Source organism: Acidobacteriota bacterium (assembly GCA_029861955.1).
Lineage (GTDB): Bacteria > Acidobacteriota > Polarisedimenticolia > Polarisedimenticolales > Polarisedimenticolaceae > JAOTYK01.
The window spans coordinates 1-21,001 of the sequence record JAOTYK010000049.1 but is presented as its reverse complement, the minus strand read 5'-3'; the positions used below and the strand labels follow the sequence as shown (position 1 = coordinate 21,001).

Sequence of the window (21,001 nt, the reverse complement as noted above, 5' to 3'; positions counted from 1 at the left end):
ACCGGCCAGGTCCGGTTTCAGCTCCAACACCTGCTCGAGGAGCGCCTCGATCATGGGCGTGTCCTCCGCCGGCTCGCGGTCGATGTTGTAGAGCTGCCAGGGCGTGCGAACCATGAGGGCCTCGGCATAGAACATGCCGACGTCCGCGTCCTCGGGAAACCGCTCCCAGATCTTGCCCATCGCGTCGGCATAGGCTTGATCGAGGTGCGAGTCGTCGTCAAACGGATAGGGCATCTCGAAACGCGTGCCCAGCGCCTCGATGAGGGCGCGCTCGACCGGCGACGTGTTGTCGATGCGAGCCTCGGCGTTTTGTAGCGCATCCCAGCAGATCTCTGCACGCTGCTCGTCCATCTGTGGATGGTTGTAACTGGGACCGGCGGCCAACGCGACGCCCCACCACGCCATAGCGCATTCGGGATCCAGTCGCGCCGCCTCACGAAACGAACGCTCGGCCTCGTCGTAGTTGAAAGCCTGAAGCCAGATCATGCCCTGGTCCAGGTATTGTCGAGCCTCGTCGGAGGACGCGGTGAAGTCTCGGTGATAGCTGCCCAACCCGTCGAAGAGTTGAGCTCCGGTTTCCAGGTCCGACGCGAGCGACGGCACGCTAACAATAAGGCAGCAAGCGACCAGGATGATTCGACTTTTCATAAGGATGCCCCCAAGTTGGAGTCCGCTGATTCCACCGGACTTCACGATTGTACGCCGGATCGCGTATTCCCCCGGGGAGATTCACTTCGGGTCGCGCCCCTTCGACGTAGAATGAGCGTCATGAGCAATACAACCCGTACGCTGACACTGTTACTTCTCGGTTTTCTCGCCCTGTCGACCTACGTGGCCTGCGACGAGGCCTCGCGTTTCGACGGCCGCTGGCGGGCCGAGTACACAACCTCCCCGTCCTCGGTCTACGAGATGGAGTTCTCGGGAGGTCGGTTCCACGCGGTCCAGGGTGAGCAGTGGTACAAGGGAGAGATCGTCATCGACACCGAGGCCGACCCGGCCCGATTCGACTTCATCATCCGGGAATGCGACTGCAACCACGTGGACAAGACGAGCACAGGCATCTTCCGCTGGGTCGGCGATGTTATCGAGATCCGCGCACCGGAGCCCGGCGACCCGCGCCCGACGGAGTTCGACGAGGAGTCCGGCGAGACGATGCGCCTGGTTCGTGAGAGCGACTAGCCCGTTTCGCCCACGAACCCACAGGCCACGGCTCGGTTTCGACCGGCCTCTTTCGCCCGATAGAGTCGCTGGTCGGCCGTCGAGACCAACTCGTCCAGGGCGTCGGCGTCCTCGGGAAAGCTGGCCACGCCGATGCTGATGGTGATCCGACCGGGACCGAGGCCATCGCCCGCGCCGAAGACATGCTCGCCGACGAGGCGGCACAGTTGATCGGCCAGCTTCAGTCCTCCCGACAGGGTCGTCTCCGCGAGAACAATGGCGAACTCTTCACCGCCGTGCCGTGCGGCCAGATCGGTGCTTCTGACGTTCTCTTCCAGCAGGGCCGCCAACTGCTGTAGGACAAGATCTCCCATCGGGTGACCGAAATTATCGTTGACCTTCTTGAAGTGGTCGATGTCGATGAGCAAGAGCGAGTACGGGTGATCGAACCTCTTCGACCGACTGTGCTCGCGGGCGAGGTAGTGCTGGAACCGGCGGCGGTTGGCGAGCAACGTCAGCTCATCCGTGTGGGCCAGTTCCCGCAGGTGGTTTCTGGCCCTTTCGAGTTCGTCCACCTTGGCGGCCAGTTGCGCCGTTCGAGCACGAACTTCCTCTTCGAGCCGCTGATTGCTTTCGAGGATCTGGTCCATCCTGTTTTGCTGTTCACGCAAGTGGTCGCGACGGCTCCGATAGTAGGCGATGAACAACCACAGCGGTGGCACGCCCAGGACCAGTGCCGCGGGTCCCGCAACCTCCATGACGAACAGTAGAGCCACGGCAAGGGTCATCGCGCAGTAGATCGTTGCCGCTGTCCACAGGCTCGTGCGCGCCCAGGTCGAGACGAACGAAGACTTCCTTTCGATCGAGATGGCGATGGAGACCAGAATCGAGTTGATCAGGAAATAGACCGTCGTCGCCGCGGCCAGCGGAAGCACTTGCGAAAGAACGCTGGTCCCGGAAACGAGAGACTCGAAGATCCACGAAGCCGCGGTGATCGAGACCGCCGCTGCTGCGAAGTTGAACGGCGTCCTCGTAGCGTCAAAACGCATCTTCGCGCCGATCATGGAACTGAGGATGCTGATCAGCCCGACGAGCAACGCGGGAATACCGCCGAGAGCGGCGATGCTGGCGAGGAGAAAGGGGTCCGAGGCCGACACGGTCGTCCGGAGAGGATGGATGTGGATCGGCCGAAAACCGGTCAGGGCGGAGATGGCGAGCATCAAGAACAGCGTCAGCGGCGCGCGCTGGAGATCCACAAGCGGAAGTTGGAGAACCGCCCCGATCGCCAGGATGTCCACCCCGATGACAAAGGCGAGCAGGAACCTCCCGCTCGACCGAGTGTCGGGCTTTGCAACGTCGTTCATCGACCTACCATCGAAGGGCCGTCCCCCGAGTCCCCGGGAGTACCCCTCATATCGAATTTGGTGTCCAGACGGGCCAGGTCAAGCGGTCCGTCGGAAAATCGCGCCAAATCCACCAAAACACGAAAAAACGCCCGAAACGCTGGAGCGCTCCGGGCGTTGGATGGACGGTTAGGTTAAGGGATCAGTCGCCCCACAGGGCCGAGTTGGATTCGAGGGTCGTGTCGGACCACAGCATCGCGTCGCTCCAGAGAATCGCGTCGGACCACAGCATCGCGTCGGACCAGAGGACCGAATCGCTCCACAGCATCGCGTCGCTCCACAGCACCGCGTCGCTCCACAGCATCGCGTCGGCGTCGAGAAAGCCGTCGGACCACAAGATCGCATCACTCCACAGCATCGCGTCGCTCCACAGCATCGCATCGCCCCAGAGGATCGCATCGGACCACAACACGGCCAGACCGAACGTGCTGTCGCCCCACAGGACCGCGGTGTCCTCGACACCGATGGCAGAGGGATCCTCGTGTCGGAAGGCCCGCGGGGAGGGAGCGTCCAAGACGAAACCGGTCTCGGCCAGGGCACCTTCGATGTCGAGCACGCCGGCACCGGCGTCGAACGGGTTGCCCGAGACCTTCTTCGCGGAACGCATCAGCCGGGCCTTGACGGTCGCCGGGTTCAGCCCGGGCTCTTCCTCGAGCATCAGCGCGACGGCGCCGGTGACCACGGCCGAGGCCATGCTGGTGCCGGACAACTCGAAGTAGTGCCCCTGACCTTTCGCTCCGGGGGCCTTGACGCGAAGTTCCCTATTGTTCATGTCCAACTCGGACTGCGTCGCCCTGAGCGAGACGATGCGGTTACCCGGGGCGATCAGGTCGGGTTTCACCACGTGATCGCCGAGACTGGGCCCGCGGGAGGAGAACGTCGAGACGAAGTCATCGGAAGTGTCCAGGGTGTTCTTGTCCGTGAGTGAGCCCACGGTGATTACCTTGGGCGAGTTGCCGGGGCTCGTGATGGTGAAGTAGCCGTCACGGCCGTTGTTGCCGGCCGAGCAGACCACGACCACTCCGGCGTCCCAGAGCTGTTCCACGGCGGCGACCAGAGGATCGGTGTCGATCGATTCCCGCACGGAGTGGCCCAGAGAAAAGTTGGCCACGCGGATGTTGTACGTGTCCTTGTGTTCCAGGACCCAATCGATGCCCGCGATGACGTCCGAGGCGTAGCCCGCTCCCGACCTGTCCAGAACCCGCACGGAGAGGATCGAAGCACTAGGTGCTACGCCGGTGTAGAAACCGTCCGAATCATAGCCATTACCGGCGATGATACCCGCGATGTGAGTGCCGTGGCCGGACTGGTCGAAGGTGCCACCAATGTGGAAGTTCTGAAGAGCATCGACCATGAACACTTTCTGGTCCTGGATGTCGAGGTGCATATCCAGGCCGGTGTCCAATACGGCGACGGTCACGCCGGCTCCGTCGTAACCGCTCGGCGCCTTGATCGCCTCGGTCACGCCGGCAAGATCCTTGGCCACGTCCATGTTGGCCTGGACCTTGTGGTCGAGGGTCACCCAGGCCACGCCGGGCTGCTCGGCGAGTACCGCCGCGGCGTCCGCGGTCAGCTCGACGGCCATCCGGTTCATCTTCTTGTACTGTCGCAGCACCTTGCCGCCGAGGGCTTTGATCTGTTTGCGCTCGAGATTGCCCGGACGGTCGTCGTAGGCCACCATCAGCCGCAGCAGCTCGCCGGACTGCGCCTGTGCGCTCACGGCGTCGCTGATGTGCTTGTCCGACTTGGCCATCACCGGCGAGAACGCGCCGGCAACCAAGATCAGCGTTAGGACGAGTGTCCAGGAGAGAATCGAAGACGCGAGGCGCTTCGATGGGCCTTCGGTGATCGCGCTCTTGTGACTCATGGCGTGTCTCCCGTTCGGGTCGCTTTGTGGGCTCTGTGTTTAGGCCGTTGTGTCGCATGACGCGTGCCATACGAAGCGCTGCCAACGGTTTCGTCATCGTCGAGAAAAACGTGGGAGCCGTGGGCGAATTGCTGAGCGAAACGTGGCATGGATTGTGGAGAACGTGAAGCCGCGGTGGGTGCCGCGTCCGGTTCTCGGTCAGCCTGACCTGTTTTGTCGAGAAATGACGCTACTGCTGCTCGACCCACACGTTGATCGCAACGCCATCATCGCCCGAGCTTCTGGAGCGCGCGCCCCGTTCACGGCGCACACGCGTCCGCTCAACCAAGCCGTCGATCGCAATGCGATCTTTGATCTCGACGGTGGCATCGCCCGAGCCTTCGGAGCCCACGTCCTGTCGGTCGGGCGCGGCCGTCGGTTCGACCGTATCGCCATCGATCAGGTCGCCGGTCGACGTGACGGAGTCGCCCCACAGCGCAGAGTCGCCCCACAGCGCGGAGTCGCCCCACAGCGCAGAGTCGCCCCACAGGGCGGAGGCGCCCCACAGCGCGGAGTCGCCCCAGATCGCGGCGTCGCCCCAGATCGCAGAGTCGCCCCAGATGGCGCCGTCGCCCAGCAACCCGCTGCCGTCCCATGCGTGATCATCGAGACCTTCGATGTAGAGGTTGCCTTCTTCGTCGCGCCGGGCCTGGCCGCTGTAGTGAACTTCATCAGACAGGTCGAGTGCGATGTCGAGTCCGCGGTTGGCGCAACCGGTTGCATCGCTATACACGGCCTCGTAGGCGTCGATCAGGCCCATGCCTTGCCGGAAGATGCTGTAGAACAACGCGCCCTCGGGGTCGCGTGCGGGCCGGGAGGCCGCCATCAACCTGCACTTCACGTCGTCGGGCGTCAGCAAGGGGTCGAACTCGAGCATCAGAGCGACGATCCCGCTGACCACCCCTGCCGCCTGAGACGTCCCGGACATGGTGAAGTAGTCGAAACTATCGTGGAACTCGGGGTGCTCGCTGACGATCGTGTCCTGAAGCTCCATCGGCGCCTTGAGGTGCCCGCCGGGGGCCACCAGGTCAGGCTTGACGAAGCGCTCGGTCGTCGGTCCGGCTGCGGAGAAGCTCGCCAGATAATCGTCGTTCGCGATTTCGGGCGTGTAGTTGTCGGTCATGGCTCCGACGGTGATCACGTAGGGATTGTTGCCCGGAACGCCGACGGTCATCGGGTCGGGACCGCCATTTCCCGCCGAGGCGACGACGACGATGCCCGCCTGCCAGGCGCGCATCACGGCGAGGTTCAACGGATCTTCCCAGTAGCGCGAGCACGCCGGGGCGCTGAACGACAGATTGAGCACGCGGATGCCGAAGACGTCTTTGTTGGCCACGATCCAGTCGAGGCCTCGAATCACGTCGGCATACGTGCCCTGTCCGTTCTCGTCGAAGGCGCGGACGGCGACCAGCGACGCGTCGGGGGCGACGCCGGTGTACTTGTTCAGCGTCGAGTCGATGTCCGCGCTCAGCGCCAACGCCGTCACGTGGCTCCCGTGGCCACTGAGGTCGCTACCCTGGAAGCTGATCATATTGTTGGGTTCTTCGTCGAGGATCGCGTCGTAGTGTCCGAGGAGTTTCCAGTGGTCGTTCGTATCGTTGAGCACGGCCATCCGCACGTTGATCCCGGTGTCGAGGACCGCGATCGTGCTTCCCGCGCCGCGTATCCCTTGATCGTGGAGCAGATCCGCGGAGACCAGCACCGGCGCCGCGGCGTAGGGGATGAGGTTGTTCGCGGGACTGTCCGTCATGGCCTGGCGGCCCGAGCGGTTGTCGCTGCCGCGCGCAGCAGCCGTCGCCGCCCGATTGTCATGGATTCGCAGCCCCGACACGTGCGCCGCGATCGCGGCACGTTGGGCCTCGGTCAGGCGCGCGGCGACGGCGTCGATGATTCCCAGCTCGTGCGTCACGGTGCCGCCCTGGGCGCGAACCACCGCCGCCACGGTCGCGGCATCGGAGCCCTGTACGATGTAGCTGTCGGCCTCACGGTCCTGCCCGCCCGTCGCGATGACGACGAGGGCGCCCAGCGCCATCGCCAGGAAGATCGCGTTGCTTGCGGTGATCTTTATGCGTCTCACGGCGGCTGCCCTCTCGTAGGAGTCCTGTTTCAGCCTTGCCGGTTGCATCCTGCGTGCCAACCCGCCAGGTAGCGGAATCCGGGGGAGTCTGAAGACTGGCCGGGATGCTCGGCGGTCGAGAGGGGCAGAGGGATCAGGATTCGGTCAGATCGACCGGTTGTTGGACCGCGACCTCCGCCTCGTCCGGCATGACCAGCCCGCGGTCGAGCAACTCGGAAGCCTGGTCAGCCTCGACCGGCTTCGAGTAGAGGAAGCCCTGGCAGTACTTGCAGCCCATCAGGTCAAGCAGTCTGGCCTGCTCGTGGGTTTCGACGCCTTCCGCAATGACCCCCATCCCCAGTTGACCGGCCAGTTCCACGATGGCGCGCACGATCTGGGGGGTCTCCAGGTCGCTGTCGACACGCGAGACGAAGGAACGGTCGATCTTGATCCAGTCCGCCGGCAGCTCCTGCAGGTAGGCGAACGACGAGTATCCCGTGCCGAAGTCGTCGATCGAGACTTCGATGCCCAGTTCGTGCAAGTTGTTCAGCGTTTCGACCACGCGCTCCACGTTGTCGACCACCACGCTTTCCGTGATTTCCAGCTTCAAGCCCCGCGGATCGAGACCGGTGTCGTCGAGCGCACGCTTGACGTGTTCGATGAAGTCCGGCTCCGCAATCTGTTTCATCGACAGGTTGACGCTCATCAGCAGTATCGGATCGGTGGGATGCGCCCGTTGCCACTCCCGCGCCTGCCGGCACGCTTCGTTCAGCACCCACGTGCCGATCGGCACGATCAAACCGGTTTCTTCGGCGACCGGGATGAACTCGACCGGGCTGATCAGGCCGCGAGTCGCGTGCTTCCAGCGCAAGAGGGCCTCGAAGCCGCGGATTGCGCCGTCCGCGAGATTAACGATCGGCTGATAGTGCAGCCGCAGTTCATCCCGCTCGATCGCTCGGCGCAGGCCGCTCTCGACGTCGTGACGACGCATCACGTGCTCGCGCATGGAGTCGTCAAACACCGCGTAGCGACCGCCGCCGAGCGCCTTGGCCCGGTGTAGGACGATATCCACGTCGCGCAGGACGTCGACGACGCTCCCGCTGTTCCCGAGATCCTCCAGCACGCCGGCGCTGACGCTGGCGAAGATCTCCCTACCCTCGATCCGGTACGGTCCGTCCAGCGCGGAGAGGACGCGCTCCACGACGATCCGAGAATCTCCGGCGTGCTTGATGTCTTCGAGCAGCACGATGAATTCGTCGCCTCTCAGCCTCGCGACCGTCGGCACGCGGCCCTTCGCGGCCACGGTGTCGGCCTCGCGGACGTTCTCTTCCAGTCGCCGGGCGATCGTAAGCAGCAACTGATCCCCCACACCGGGACCGGCGCTTTCGTTGATGTCCTTGAACCGGTCGATGTCGATCAGGATGACCGCGGAAAGGGACTCGGGGGCGCGCCGGGATCGTTCGATGCTGCGCTCGAGCCGGTCGTTGAGCAGCAGCCGGTTGGGGAGCGAGGTCAGCGGATCGACGAACTTGTTTTCGGTGATGTCGGTCAGCGAACCGGCCATTCGCGTCACGCGACCGGACGCGTCGCGAATCCCGACGCCGCGGGTGAGCACCCAGCGATAGTCCTCGTCCCGGTGTCGGAGACGGTGTTCGTTCTCGAAGTGGACAGTGCGTCCCTCGCGATGATCGTCGATGGCCTGCTTCAGCCGCTCCAGATCCGCCGGATGGACGCGATCGAGCCACAACGCCAGTTGATTGCTGGCGGATTGGCCGTAGAGTCCCAGGATCGAGAACCAGCGGGGCGAGAAGTAGACCTCGTTCCGAAGCAGATCCCAGTCCCAGAGACCGTCGTTGGCCCCGCGGGCGGCCAACGCGTAGCGCTCCTCGCTGATATGAACCGCCGCTTCGGCCCGCTTCAGAGCCACCTGTGTGCGCACGCGCGCACGCGCCACCGCCATGTCCACGGGTTTGGTCACGTAGTCGTTCGCGCCGAGGTCCAGAGCTTCGACCACATCCTTGCTGTCGGTGCGCGCCGTGACCATGATCACCGGAAGGTCGGTTCGGCTGTGGCCGCTACGCAAGCACTTGAGCACCTCGAGGCCGCTCATTTCCGGCATCTCGATATCGAGCAGCACCAGGTCGATCTCACCGCCTTCGACGGCCTGCAACGCTTCGCGGCCGCTATCGACCGACACCGTGTCATAGCCCGCCCGTCGCATGCGCCGAGACAGCATGTCGAGGTTCATCTCGTTGTCGTCGACGATGAGAATCGTACCGTTTTCGTCCGGGCGGTGACCGTCCTGCGTCATCTGATTGCTCCTTGAGGGGTCTGGACAACTCGCTGGGGTAGGAAGATCGTGAACGTCGACCCACGACCCGGTTCGCTGCTCACGAGGATATCGCCGCCCATCATGCGGCAGTAACGACGGCTGATTGCAAGGCCGAGCCCCGTTCCGCCCTTGGAGCGGGTCTTTGAGGAATCGACTTGTGAAAACGCGCTGAACAACTGCGGGAGTTGCTCTTGGCTGACGCCGATGCCCGTGTCGCTGACGCGGAAACAGATCCGGCCGTCGTCGTCGTCAGGCTGCGTGAACACGTCCAGGACGATCGAGCCGCCTTCCGTGAATTTCGTGGCGTTGCTCAACAGGTTGAGCAGAATCTGTCTCAACTTCGTACGATCCGCTGTAATCTCCGGCTGCGGGTCGCAGTGCACTTCCAGGCTGTTGCCGTTCTGGGCCGATAGCGGGCGGATCGTATCGGTGACTTCCTGGACGATCTCCATGACATCGAAGACCTCGGGGTACACTTCCATCTTGCCGGCCTCGATCTTGGACAGGTCAAGGACGTCATTGATCAGCGTCAGGAGGTGCTTTCCGGAGGAGTGGATCCGCTCGAGATCCGCCGTCAACTGCGGCTGCCCCAGTTGATCGGTGTCCTCCTGGAGCATCTCGCTGTAACCGATGATCGCGTTGAGCGGTGTTCGCAGCTCGTGGCTCATGTTGGCGAGAAAAACGCTCTTCGCCACGTTGGCCTGCTCGGCGGCTTCCTTGGCCATGAATAACTCTTCCTGCGCCTTTTCACGGTCCTGCATTTCGGTTTTCAACGCGCGAGTGCGTGCGTCGACGCGTTGTTCCAGGTCGTCGTGCACGCGTTTCAGCGAGGTATCTTGCTGACCAATCTGCTCCATCATCTCGTTAAAGCGCTCGATCAACGTTCCCATCTCGTCGCCGCTCGTGCGTTCGGCTCGGATCGAATAGTCCTTGTGGTCCGTAACCAGCGTGGCTTTCTCGGCCAACGCCAGGATCGGAGCCGAGACGATGCGGTGCAGCCATCGGGACAGAGCGTAGGCGACCAGGCTGACCAGGAACAAGACCGCGGTCATCAACGCAAAGTAGCTTTTTGCGCGGGCCCCGAGGGTCTGATGGTCAGCTTCAAGATAAACCGAGCCGACCATCCGACTGTCCGAGATGATCGGCAAGAACATCTTGACGCGACCGCCCTCGTGGTGCCGGGTCGGGTCCAGCGCGATGGGGGGAATCTCGATAGGGCCGGCGTCGTCTCGCGCATACTGCGCAAACAGACGATCGTCGCGATCATAGATCGCGGCTGCGATGATCGTTCGATTGGCTCGCAGCCCGGCCAGTGTCTCCTCGCCGGCCGCCGGATCCGAGAACTCCAGAGGTGCTGTACTGTTCGCGGCCAGGATCTCGCCGAGGCTATCCAACTGATCGTTCAGTGATTGCCGGAACTGTCTGACCTCGTAGAACCCCAGCGCTCCACCGGCGAGCATCAACGCCACCACGCAGATGGACATCGAAATCCACGTGAACTTACTCTGAATCGGAAGATCGCGGAGGAGTCGCATGCTAGTTCACCGCCGCGGCGTCAGCATTGTCGACATGCAGCGCGAGTCGCAAGAGCTTGGAACTGATGTTCAGCCCCGCATCCCTCGAAGGCGATAGGTTGACTTCGAACCGGACACTGTTGTCAACGATACGCAACTCGATCATGCCGCCGGAGTCGAGAAAGCCTCTCGTGTCGCCGACCGTGAGCGTGCCTGCCCCTTCGACGGAAAGCAGGGCTCTTTGTGCCACGTTACGTTTCGAGGTATTCACAAACAGAAGATGGCAGCGTTCCGCGTCCTGGCCGACAATGATGTTTGTGATTCGCACCGGATGCCCGCCGATCGTCTCGGTGGCGAACCGGTCAAGCGCGTCAACCATCGTCGAGTCGCCGACCACGCCGATCACGAGAGGTTCCCCCTCGGCGGCTCGATGCTTCTCGGGCCACTCGACATACCTCAAGAATTGGACCACGTAGGCCGCTTTCAAGTCCTGGAGGGATGCCGTCGGCGAGGCCTCCGTCGAGGCCGGCGTCCAGTGCGTCAATGCAACGATCAGCACCAGCACCGGAACAAACCAGCGCTGGGTGCCGGGCGCGATCTCGTGCCTCCGTGTCACGTTCTAGAAGCTCCAGAACACGGTGGCGTGGACACTGCGCCCGGGCACCGTGGAGGCGGTATTGATGAACGACGTGACGAACTCGACGCTGTCGCTGTCCGTCAGGTTTCGACCGACCAGCTCGATTTGCACCGTGGGACTCGCCCGCCAGGCCAGTCGCCCGTCCAGCGCGGTGTAGCGCTCGACGCCCAGCGTGGGCAGCTCGTCGACGTGTCGCAGGAACAGGTCGAAGTCGAGATCGTGCGGTAGATCGACGGACGACCGGACGGACCACTGATAGTCGGGGCTCCAGCCCTCCGTGCCTTGATCCGGAGACGTGACGGCCATGCTGTCGGCGTCGAGTTTCAGGTGCAGGTGCAGCGTTGTGAGATTGGTGCGGATGCGCCAACGCGGCAGCGGCTGCCAGTCCAGCACCAGTTCTGCGCCGAAGGTGTGACCACTGCTCTTGTTGTCGGGCAGCATGGGTAAGACCAGATATAACGGCACCGGTTGCGGCTCGAGAAACGGCGCCCCCGGTTCGAGGTTGATCAGAGAGTCATAGCGGTTGTAGAACGTCGTGAAATCGAGCGAGAGCTCGTCGCGCCAGACAAATCGGCAGCCGACCTCGAGAGCCAGCAGGTCCTCGGAGTCCACATCCGGGCTGCCCGTGAAGGCGATCAACGCGCTGGGGGCGCCGGGAAAGACCGTATCCGGAGGCAGCGCATCGAGCAGCAGCCGTGCCTCGGTCTCACCGCGGGAAGGCGTGCGTACCGCGCGCGACGCGGCGGCCCAGAAGCTGTGGCGATCGTTGGGTGTCCAGAGCAGCCGGACGTTCGGCTGAAACTCCAGGCCGGTGTAGTCGTTGTGTTCGAGCTTGGCACCTAGCGTCAAACGCAGGTGGTCCGGACGAAGCATCACATCGTCATGCAGGAAGAGGTTGAAGAGATCGTCGCTTCGTCGCGGTGGATCGGTGCTGAAGGTGAAGCTACCCTGGATGTCGCTCGTTGTGCGCCGGTAGCCCAGGCCTGTCACCAGAGAATGCTTACCCAGCGTCCGCCCTCCCTGGAGTTCCACGTCGAAGGTGCTGCCGGTTTCCGAGGCGAACGCGTCGTCGCGTTCCGTCCGGTCATAGTAGACCTGCAGCGTGCGATTCGTCGTATCCGAGTGGTTGTGGGTCCAGCGCGCCAGAACGTTGGCGCCCGAGACCTCGGCATCGAAACCGAAGCTACTGGTGAACGGCGGGATGAACGAGTCGATCAGGGTATAGGTCTGACCGATCTCGCCGTCGTAGTAGTCGCCCTGCACGGTCAGCTTGTCCCGCTCGCTCGCGTTCCAGTCGGCACGGAATCCGACGCGCAGTGTCTCGGATGCGTCGTCCCCGGAACCCCCCGTCGGCAGATCCAACTCGTCGCGCCGGTGATACTTGACGAAGGCGCGATAGTGGCCCGCATCGCCGAGTGTGCCGCCGTGCCGAAAACCGGCCAACCCGCTTTCGAACGTCCCGCTCCCGGCGAGCAGCAGGTTCCCCGGGGTGTCGGCACTCGACTTGGTGATGATGTTGATGATGCCGTTGACCGCGTTGGCGCCCCACAGTGTCGCACCGGGGCCGCGGATAACCTCGATGCGATCGACATCCTTCAGGAATACGTCCTGGATTTCCCAGAAGATTCCGGAAAACAACGGCGTATAGACGGTCCGGCCGTCGATCAGTACGAGCAGCTTGTTGGCGTATTGACCATTGAACCCCCGCGAGGTGACGGCCCACTTGTTGCCGTCGATACGCGCGACCTCGAGGCCCGGTGCCAGGCGCAGTGCCTCGGGAATCGTCGTGGCGCCGTAGCGCTCGATGTCTTCGTTCGTAATCACGAACACCGCGGCGGAGGCGTCGAAGAGTCGCTCGCTCTTTTTTGAGACCGACGTGATCTCGACGTGCATCAGCTCTTCCAGGCTGAGAGATCTCAGGTCCACGTTGCCCGGCGGTTCCTCGGCCGTTACAGGCGGGCCGATTGCGAGTGCCCCGATCAGCATCGCGGACCATGCCAGTGATCGCTTCATTCCGCTCTCGTCACGCCGAGCTGGCCCGATATCTTGCTCAACAAGCGTTTCAGATCCACCGGCTTGCTGTCGTAGTCGTTGCAGCCGGCCCGCATCGCCTTTTCCTTGTCGCTGACCATCGCGTGGGCGGTCAGCGCGATGATCGGGATCGGCTGGGTCGCGGGGTCCGCCTTCAGCCTTCGTGTCGCCTCCCAACCGTCGATCTCGGGAAGGCTCATGTCCATCAGAATCAGGTCGGGAGCCTCGGAATGCGCCATTTCCAGCCCTTGCATTCCGTCGATCGCGATGAGAACCTCAAAGCCATGTCGCAGCAAACGACGCGACAGCATGTCGCGGTTCATCTCGTTGTCTTCGACCAACAGAATCTTCGGCATGGGTATCCTCTCGCTCTCACGTACGCGCTTCAAATCGCCCACTTTGATGACGGAGACCCCCGGGTGACCCCTCGGCTCGTCATCGATTTTCGGTTCCTCCCAGTCGAACATTCAGTTCGTTTGATAACGAGTCAAGCGCCTGGCAATCGATCTGCAAGGCCGAAGCCAGAGAGGATTTCGGCCAAATCCTCCCAGTTTTGGCCGCTCCACCACGGGCGGTTCGGCGGCAGGCCCAGGTCAAGTTGACCGAACGCCGGTCGAATCGTCCGAATCGCCTTGCCTCGACGGCGGCGAAGCTCAATGTTTCGCGATGTCGGGCCCGGCTCTACTTCGAGGTGCGGATGACCGAAACCGAACGCAAGACAGTGCTGATCGTCGATGACGACGTCGACGCTCGACAACTCGTCCGGCGCCGCCTGCAATCCGTTTACGATTGCGTCGAGGCGGACAACGGGGCCCGCGCGATCGAGGCGTTCGAACGGCACGCGATCGATCTGGTGATCATGGACGTGATGATGCCCGAGGTCAGCGGCCATGACGCCTGTCGCGAGTTGAAGAGCCGCACCCCGGACGAGTTCCTCCCGGTGATCCTGCTGACCGCGTTGAATAGCCAGGACGACCGCAACCACGGCCTGGCCGCCGGGGCCGACGACTTCCTGTCCAAGCCGGTCGATTGGCGCGAGCTGCAGTTTCGCGTCCGGGCGCTGTTGAAGCTCCGTGAGCAGGACCGCACCATCAAGGCCCACTCGGAGTCTCTCGAGAAGACCGTCGCCGATCGCACCGCTTCGCTGGAGCGTCAGGTGCGCTTTACCAACCAGATCGTCGATTCGCTGCCCGTCAGCCTGCACGTGATCGACCGCGATCGCACGGTCGTGGCCTGGAACCGCAGCCGCGAGAGGGGCGCGCGCGGTCTGCAGCGCGAGCGTGCGCTGGGGCAGAATCTCTACGACATCCTGCCGATCGAGAATCGCGACGCCAACGAGGCCTTGCTCGACCGCGTCTTTGATCACGGCGAGAGCACCGAGGACGAACGCGAGACGACCGTGAACGGTGAGAAGCGACGCTACCACCTACGTCGTGTGCCCATGCGGCTGACGCCCGACGAAGTGACGCACGCGATCACCATCGGTGAAGACATCACCGAGAAGCACCGCATGCGTCACTCGTTGCGCGTCGCGGACAAGATGGCCGCGATGGGCCGGTTAGCCGCCGGTGTGGCTCACGAGGTCAACAACCCGCTGGCCATCATCGTCGCCTGCGCCGAATCGCTGAGCCGAACTCTCGACACGCTCGGCGTGACCGGTGACGACGCCGATATGTTCAAAGAGTACCTCCTGACGATCAAGGACGAGGCGTTCCGCGCCAAGAACATCAGCCAGGATCTGCTCGACTTCAGCAGGGTCAAGTCGGACACCCGTAAGCCGTGTGAACTCGGCCCGATCGTCGAGCGCGCGTTGCAGGTCATGAAACACCACAACCAGTTCAAGCGAGTCGAGTTGCAGTGTGAATTGCACGACGACGCGCCCGCAGCCGAAGTCGAGGAGGACGCCATCGTGCAGGTGCTGGTCGCTTTGATCATCAACGCCCTGGACGCGATGCCGGACGGCGGAACTCTGCGTTTGGCCAGCGGTATCTCCGGGGAGCAATCGTGGATCGAAGTGGGCGATACCGGCGGCGGGATCGCGAAGGCGGATCTGCCCAATATTTTCGAGCCGTTCTTTACGACGAAGCCGATCGGTCGTGGAACCGGCCTGGGATTGTCGATCTGCTACGGCATCGTGCAATCCCACGGCGGCCGGATCGAAGTCGAGTCCGAGTTGGATCGCGGGACCCGTTTCAAGATCGTGCTGCCGCGAGCCGAAGTGCCCCCCGGGGACTCCGAGATCCATCAAGCTAACGAACCTACGATCGTGCGAGGGTAGAGAACCATGCAGGAGAGCGAGAATATCCGATTACTGATCGCCGAGGACGAGCCCAGGCTGCGCTCGATCCTGTCACGGGAACTGTCCCAACGCGGTTTCCAGGTCACCATCGCGGAAGACGGGACCCAGGCGGTCTCCGTGCTCGAAAAGCAGGAATTCGACGTGCTGCTTCTCGATGTCAGGATGCCCGGCAAGGACGGCCTCGAGGTGCTGGCGGTGGCTCGCGAGATCGAGCCGGCGCCCGAAGCCGTGATGCTGACCGGCAACTCCACGGTGGAAACGGCGGTCGAGGCGATGAAGCGCGGAGCGTGCGATTTCGTGACCAAGCCGTGTCCGCTGGACGCGCTCGAGCAGATCCTCAGGAGCGCCGCGGAGAAGCGTGTACTCCGTCGCTCCAACGACGCGATGAAGAGAAAGCTCGCCGACGAGCGCAACAGCGGGCTGCTCTACGCGTCGCCAGCCATGGCCGAAGTCGAGAAGATGATCCGTCGTCTGGCCCCGAGCGACGGAACCGTGCTGGTCGTCGGGGAGAGCGGGACCGGCAAGGAAGTCGCCGCGCAGGCGATCCATAACGCCAGCGAGCGCCGCGAGGCTCCTTTCGTGGACATCAACTGCGGCGCGATCCCTGAATCGCTCCTGGAAAGCGAACTATTCGGTCACGAAAAGGGCGCGTTCACCGGCGCCGATGCGGCGCGCCCGGGCCTGTTCGAGATGGCCCATCGAGGGACGCTGTTCCTCGATGAGATCGGCGAGATCCCGATCGGGCTGCAGGTGAAGCTGCTGCGGGTGCTAGAGACGAAGACTTTCTACCGCGTAGGCGGTCGGCGACGCTGTGACGCCGACGTGCGTGTGATCGCCGCAACCAACCGAGATCTGCAGCAAGAGATCGAGGAGGGTCGCTTTCGTAACGACCTGTTCTACCGGATCAACGCCCTGCAACTCGAACTGCCTCCGCTGCGGGATCGACGAGAAGACATCCCGTTGCTGGCAAAGCACTTCGCGGCGCCCAAACCGATTGCAAAAGACGTGCTCGGACTGCTGTCGAAGCACGACTGGCCCGGCAACGTGCGGGAACTGAAACATGTGATCGAGCGTGCGTTGCTGATCGGCGGCGAGCCGGACATCGTCGCCGAGGATCTGCCGGCCGAGTTGCTTGCCGCCCCGTTGCCACCCGCCGTGACCGTGGGCGGCGGCGCATCGAGCGCCGCAGCTTCCGTGGCCCCGCCGGCGCCCGCAGCGCCTCGGGGTCTTAAGGAAATCGAGCGAGAGCAGATCCTGACGATTCTGGAACAGGTCCGCTGGCACCGCGGCAAGGCCGCGGAGCTATTGGGCGTCAGCCCGAAGACGCTGTACCGCAAGCTGCGAAGCTACGGGATCTCCCGCAGCTCCTAGCCCGCGCAAGCCGTCGCGAGGATTCATCACTCGTCTCCATCCGCGCTGGCGTCGGAGGCATCGCCCCAGATGACGCCGTCGCCCCAGATGACACCGTCGCCCCAGATGACACCGTCGCCCCAGATGACCGAGTCACCCCAGATGACGCCGTCGCCCCAGATGACACCGTCGCCCCAGATGACCGCGTCGCCCCAGATGACACCGTCGCCCCAGATGACCGCGTCGCCCCAGATGACGCCGTCGCCCCAGAGCAGGGAGTTGCCGTGCACGAGGGTCACTATGCCGGTCGCGGGGTCGTAGGAGGCGCTCGGCGACAGCGCGACGCCGGAACTGGTCTCGGAGTTGTTCAGTGCCGCGGCGATATCGACGTAGCCGGCGCCAACGGTGAAGATGTCGTACTGGCTGGTGTAGCTATCGCCGGTGACCGGATCGGTCGCCGTGCTGGTGGTCGGAAAAGCCTTCGACGCGGTCTTCATCAGCCGTGCCTTGACCTGGTCCGGCGTCAACGACGGATCCTGCTCCAGCAACAGCGCAACCGCGCCGGCGACGACCGGAGCCGCCATGCTCGTGCCGCTGACCTCGATGCGGTTTCCGCCCACGACCTTCTGAGGTCGGTTCGTGGCCAGGGTCGAGCCGGGAGAGTTGAGCGAGACCACCTTGTTGCCGGGAGCCACGAGATCCGGCTTGATCACATGGTCGATCGCCGTCGGCCCCTTGGAGCTGTAGCTGGCGATCAGATCGTCGGTCCGACCGAACGTGCCCATCGCGTTCATCGCGCCGACGGTAATGACGTAGGGGTCGTTGCCGGGCGAGCCGATCGTCCCGTATCCCTTGCGACCGTCTTTGTCGTAACGACCGGAGTTGCCGGCCGATACAACGACGACGATGCCCGCTTCGTAGGCAGCCTCGACCGCCTGGCACAACGGGTCGAGCTCGTAGCTCTCGAAGATGCCGCGGCTCAACGACAGATTGATGACACGGATGTTCAGCTTATCTTTGTAGAGGATGGCCATGTCGATGGCGGCAATCACGGAACTGTCCGTGCCGGCGCCGGCGGGGTTGAGTGCGCGCAGGTCGAACAGGTGCGCTCCGGGGGCGACCCCGTGGGAGGAACCCTGGGCAGCCAGGATGCCGGCCACGTGGGTTCCGTGCCCGAACGGATCGGCACCGGACGAGCCTCCGATCAGGCTGCGGCTGTAACGGACCTTGGAGCGATTCGTAGCCGGATCGACCAGGTCATCGTGTGCGAAGACGCCGCTGTCGATGACGGCGATGCCGATTCCGCTGCCGTCGAATCCGTACTTCTCGGCGTATTCCGCCCCGACGGCGGCCAGGGAGTAGTCCAGAACGCCGTTCAACGAGCGATCGGGCGAGATGTACCGGACGTTCGGGTTGTGCGACAGGCCCTCGAGAGCCGCGGCGGGCATCGAGAACAGGGCGCCACGGACCGACCGAAGTTCGGCTTTCAGCTCGGCACCCTTGCCACGCATCTCTTCCAGTTGCTCGGCTCGCGGGTGCTCCTTGAACTGCACGATCACGTCGACGTTTCCGTCGGCGATGCCGCGATCGACATCCCGGGAAACTTTGCGCGGCGCCGCGTGAAGGGTGCCGGCCAGCAGCAGGATGATTCCAATGATTGTCAGTCGTCGCATTTCGGTGCTCCTAGAACTTGCGGAACACGGCAAAGCAAGAACCGTTCCCGAACCGGGGACCGTCGCCGAAGTGCCGCGATAACGGGCCCTTCCCACCTCATGGGTGGCTGCCCCCCTGGCTTGACGCCGTTCGTTCCCGTGATCTGAAGAGGCGTGGAACGAGTCGAACCGTCCGCCAATCGGTCAGTCTGACCGAACCGTGACCTGCACGATGAGCACGACGAGACCTCGAAACCTCTTAAATGATGCGGAGGTTGTCCCGTTTCGCTCCTGGCTCTAAGTTTGCACTGGGCAAAGGTGCTATGAGTAAGAAACTCTCAATCGGGGCGCGCGTCTACATCGCGCTCTTCACCACCATGGGTTTCGCGACCTACTTGGCGGCGATCGCCACCTGGCAGATCAGCCGCGGGCCGTTCTTCCTCGGGCTGCTCGCGACCGCGCTATTCGCCGCGACTCTCAAAGTCAATCTCCCAGGTATCCGTGGCACGATCTCGGTCAGTTTCCTTTTCATCCTCATCGGGGCAGTCGAGCTAGCTTTCGCGGAGACGCTCACGATCGGCTTCGGTTGCGCGCTGGTTCAGCTCTACTGGCAAGCCAAGTCGCGACCGCGCCTGATGCAGGTCGGCTTCAACGTGTCCGTCATGGTGCTCTCGTCGGCGGCAGCCTGGCTCTTCTACCACCGGTACCTGTCCTATGGCAGCATTACGCCCGTGTTGTTGCTGGGGCTCACGGCAACCGTCTTCTTCGTCGCCAATACCGTCCCGGTCTCGCTCATCATCGGGTTGGTGGAAACCAAGTCGACGGGGCGCGTGTGGCAGGAATGCTACTTCTGGACGTTTCCGTACTACCTCGTCGGCGCCGTCGTCGCCGGACTGATCAGTTTCACGACCCACGCGCTGGGGTGGCAGTCCTCGTTGATGATCCTACCGGCGGTCTATATGATCTATCGGTCGTACCGGCGATACCTCGGCCGGATGGAACAGGAAAAGAGCCACGCCCAGCAACTCTCCGAGCGATCCGAGGAACTGGAGTGCGAGATCTCGGAGCGCAAGCGCACCGAGGTGACGCTGCGTGAAAGCCAGGAACGCTACCGCACCCTGTTCGAGTCCTCCCCTCATCCGATGTGGGTCTATGCCGACGACACGCTACGGTTCATCGAGGTCAACGACGCGGCGATCGACCGCTACGGCTACTCGCGCGACGAATTCCTCTCGATGACGATCGACCAGATTGGCTGCGATTCGTCCGACGAAGTGGCCGGCGACCCCGGCGAACCCGACCAGGATCCGGGCACCCTGATCCACCGCACCAAAGAGGGTGCGCAGTTCTGGGTTGAGACTCGCTCGCACCGTATTGCGTTTGCCGGGCAGGAAGCCCGGTTGGTCCTCGCAGACGACATCACGGAGCGACGCCGGGCCGAGGAACTGCGTATCGCGAAAGACGCCGCCGAGGGCGCCAGCCAGGCCAAAAGCGAGTTCCTCGCCAACATGTCGCACGAGTTACGTACCCCACTGAACGCGATACTCGGCTACAGCGAACTTCTCCAGGAGATCGCCGAGGACGAGGGGAAGGACGAAGCGTCCGAGGACCTGGCCAAGATCCACAACTCCGGTACCCATCTCCTCGGTCTGATTAACGACATCCTCGATCTGTCCAAGATCGAGGCAGGCAGGATGGAACAGCACCTCGAGCGCTTCGACGTCGAAGACGTCTTGCGCCTCGCGATCCATACGGTCGACCCCCTGGTGGTCGAAAACGGCAACACGCTGACCATCGAGGCCGATGATGTCGGCGACATGTACGCGGACATGACCAAGACCAAGCAGGTGCTGGTCAATCTGCTCTCCAACGCCGCGAAATTCACCAGGAACGGATCGATCGCCCTGCGCGTCACCCGAGAGGACGAGCCGGGGCCTGCCGTCATCAAGTTCGAAGTCGCCGACACCGGTATCGGGATGAGTCTCGATCAGCTGCAGACCATCGGCAAGCCGTTCACCCAGGCGGATCCGTCGACGACACGCAAGTACGGTGGGACCGGTCTGGGGTTGGTCATCAGCAACCAGTTCTGCGAGATGATGGGCGGTTTCATCACCGTCGAAAGCGAACTCGGCCGGGGCTCGACGTTCACCATCCAACTGCCTCAACATGCGCCGGATGGCCTCGCGGCAGCCACCGTCCCGGCGGACACGTCTGAGGAGATCCCGGTTTAACGAGCCGACCTCTGCAACGTGGATCGTTAATTGCGGCTGGGCTCGACAGAACAGGGCTCGCGGGTCGGGATCTGAAGGCGACTCCGAGTACGGATGGGGCGACGCTCCTGTGGGGGCGTCCCGGGAAGTCAGTCGCGAGCCGTCAGGCGCAGCTCAGGTAGTGGGCAACTCTGCTCTCTGCTCGAAGAGTCGCACCGCCAGGACATCAACCCAACTCCAGAGTCGATCGGTCAGCCCGAGATCCATCGCGGGCGAGCTCCGCGACACGCGCCTCTCGGACCTTCGTTTAACGAAGTTGCGCCAGACGGCGAAGAGCGCGAGTCGACCCACGGTGTAGTCGACCCTCCGACCGAAGGCGATGGTCTCGCGCCGGTGATGGGCCTGGCTGTGACGGATCAATTTGTGTACCAGGTCGACTGCAAACATCCCGCG

At 63.3% G+C, this 21,001-nt stretch carries 15 protein-coding genes; 4 read left to right on the top strand and 11 right to left on the bottom strand.

All coding sequences use genetic code 11. The features are described from left to right. A partial coding sequence (locus tag OES25_16080) for a hypothetical protein (GenBank protein ID MDH3629159.1) occupies positions 1–648 on the bottom strand: 648 nt, incomplete at its 3' end. Positions 649–768: 120 nt separating this feature from the next. Between OES25_16080 and OES25_16075 the strand changes: the two genes are divergently transcribed. Further along, positions 769–1,179 carry a hypothetical protein gene (locus tag OES25_16075; protein ID MDH3629158.1) on the top strand — a complete coding sequence of 137 codons (411 nt, stop codon included), beginning with the start codon at positions 769–771 and terminating at the stop codon, positions 1,177–1,179. Here OES25_16075 and OES25_16070 read toward each other — a convergent pair. From OES25_16070 to OES25_16035, 8 genes are all read right to left on the bottom strand, one after another. Then, entirely contained in the window at positions 1,176–2,522 is a 1,347-nt protein-coding gene (locus OES25_16070; protein ID MDH3629157.1) for a diguanylate cyclase, read from the bottom strand. The genes OES25_16075 and OES25_16070 overlap by 4 nt on opposite strands. 181 nt (positions 2,523–2,703) lie before the next feature. Beyond that, a complete protein-coding gene (locus OES25_16065; protein ID MDH3629156.1) occupies positions 2,704–4,428 on the bottom strand; it encodes a S8 family peptidase in 1,725 nt (574 codons plus the stop codon). A gap of 229 nt (positions 4,429–4,657) precedes the next feature. After that, positions 4,658–6,544: a S8 family peptidase gene (locus OES25_16060; protein MDH3629155.1), complete on the bottom strand. Its 1,887-nt coding sequence runs from the start codon at positions 6,542–6,544 to the stop codon at positions 4,658–4,660. 133 nt (positions 6,545–6,677) lie between these two features. Further along, positions 6,678–8,834, bottom strand: a complete 2,157-nt coding sequence (locus tag OES25_16055) for an EAL domain-containing protein (GenBank protein ID MDH3629154.1) — start codon at positions 8,832–8,834, stop codon at positions 6,678–6,680. Further along, the gene (locus OES25_16050; protein MDH3629153.1) at positions 8,831–10,390 is read right to left on the bottom strand and encodes an ATP-binding protein; all 1,560 of its coding nucleotides are present in this window, start codon (positions 10,388–10,390) and stop codon (positions 8,831–8,833) included. The genes OES25_16055 and OES25_16050 overlap by 4 nt, the downstream gene beginning before the upstream one ends. A 1-nt stretch (position 10,391) precedes the next feature. Next, a complete protein-coding gene (locus OES25_16045; GenBank protein MDH3629152.1) occupies positions 10,392–10,985 on the bottom strand; it encodes a YfiR family protein in 594 nt (197 codons plus the stop codon). A gap of 3 nt (positions 10,986–10,988) precedes the next feature. Then, on the bottom strand, positions 10,989–13,019 hold the full coding sequence (locus tag OES25_16040; protein MDH3629151.1) for a TonB-dependent receptor: 2,031 nt from the start codon (positions 13,017–13,019) through the stop codon (positions 10,989–10,991). Beyond that, positions 13,016–13,393, bottom strand: a complete 378-nt coding sequence (locus OES25_16035; GenBank protein MDH3629150.1) for a response regulator — start codon at positions 13,391–13,393, stop codon at positions 13,016–13,018. The genes OES25_16040 and OES25_16035 overlap by 4 nt, the downstream gene beginning before the upstream one ends. Positions 13,394–13,734: 341 nt before the next feature. On the opposite strand from OES25_16035, the gene OES25_16030 reads away from it, so the two are divergent. Next, positions 13,735–15,315, top strand: coding sequence for a response regulator (locus OES25_16030; GenBank protein ID MDH3629149.1), 1,581 nt, complete (start codon positions 13,735–13,737; stop codon positions 15,313–15,315). A 6-nt stretch (positions 15,316–15,321) separates the two neighbouring features. Continuing rightward, positions 15,322–16,707 carry a sigma-54 dependent transcriptional regulator gene (locus tag OES25_16025; protein ID MDH3629148.1) on the top strand — a complete coding sequence of 462 codons (1,386 nt, stop codon included), beginning with the start codon at positions 15,322–15,324 and terminating at the stop codon, positions 16,705–16,707. 26 nt (positions 16,708–16,733) lie between these two features. Here the strand turns inward: OES25_16025 and OES25_16020 are convergent, their stop codons facing one another. Continuing rightward, on the bottom strand, positions 16,734–18,359 hold the full coding sequence (locus OES25_16020) for a S8 family serine peptidase (GenBank protein MDH3629147.1): 1,626 nt from the start codon (positions 18,357–18,359) through the stop codon (positions 16,734–16,736). 302 nt (positions 18,360–18,661) lie between these two features. On the opposite strand from OES25_16020, the gene OES25_16015 reads away from it, so the two are divergent. Beyond that, positions 18,662–20,569 (top strand): PAS domain-containing sensor histidine kinase, encoded by a 1,908-nt coding sequence (locus OES25_16015; protein MDH3629146.1) that lies wholly within the window; start codon positions 18,662–18,664, stop codon positions 20,567–20,569. 153 nt (positions 20,570–20,722) lie between these two features. On the opposite strand, the gene OES25_16010 is transcribed toward OES25_16015, so the two are convergent. Continuing rightward, positions 20,723–21,001: hypothetical protein (locus tag OES25_16010; protein MDH3629145.1), on the bottom strand; the 279-nt coding region annotated here is incomplete at its 5' end.

Coding starts and splice junctions, on each gene's coding strand:
- OES25_16075 (MDH3629158.1), top strand. CDS start 769: ATGAGCAATACAACCCGTACGCTGACACTGTTACTTCTCGGTTTTCTC.
- OES25_16070 (MDH3629157.1), bottom strand. CDS start 2,522: ATGAACGACGTTGCAAAGCCCGACACTCGGTCGAGCGGGAGGTTCCTG.
- OES25_16065 (MDH3629156.1), bottom strand. CDS start 4,428: ATGAGTCACAAGAGCGCGATCACCGAAGGCCCATCGAAGCGCCTCGCG.
- OES25_16055 (MDH3629154.1), bottom strand. CDS start 8,834: ATGACGCAGGACGGTCACCGCCCGGACGAAAACGGTACGATTCTCATC.
- OES25_16050 (MDH3629153.1), bottom strand. CDS start 10,390: ATGCGACTCCTCCGCGATCTTCCGATTCAGAGTAAGTTCACGTGGATT.
- OES25_16040 (MDH3629151.1), bottom strand. CDS start 13,019: ATGAAGCGATCACTGGCATGGTCCGCGATGCTGATCGGGGCACTCGCA.
- OES25_16035 (MDH3629150.1), bottom strand. CDS start 13,393: ATGCCGAAGATTCTGTTGGTCGAAGACAACGAGATGAACCGCGACATG.
- OES25_16030 (MDH3629149.1), top strand. CDS start 13,735: ATGACCGAAACCGAACGCAAGACAGTGCTGATCGTCGATGACGACGTC.
- OES25_16025 (MDH3629148.1), top strand. CDS start 15,322: ATGCAGGAGAGCGAGAATATCCGATTACTGATCGCCGAGGACGAGCCC.
- OES25_16020 (MDH3629147.1), bottom strand. CDS start 18,359: ATGCGACGACTGACAATCATTGGAATCATCCTGCTGCTGGCCGGCACC.
- OES25_16015 (MDH3629146.1), top strand. CDS start 18,662: ATGAGTAAGAAACTCTCAATCGGGGCGCGCGTCTACATCGCGCTCTTC.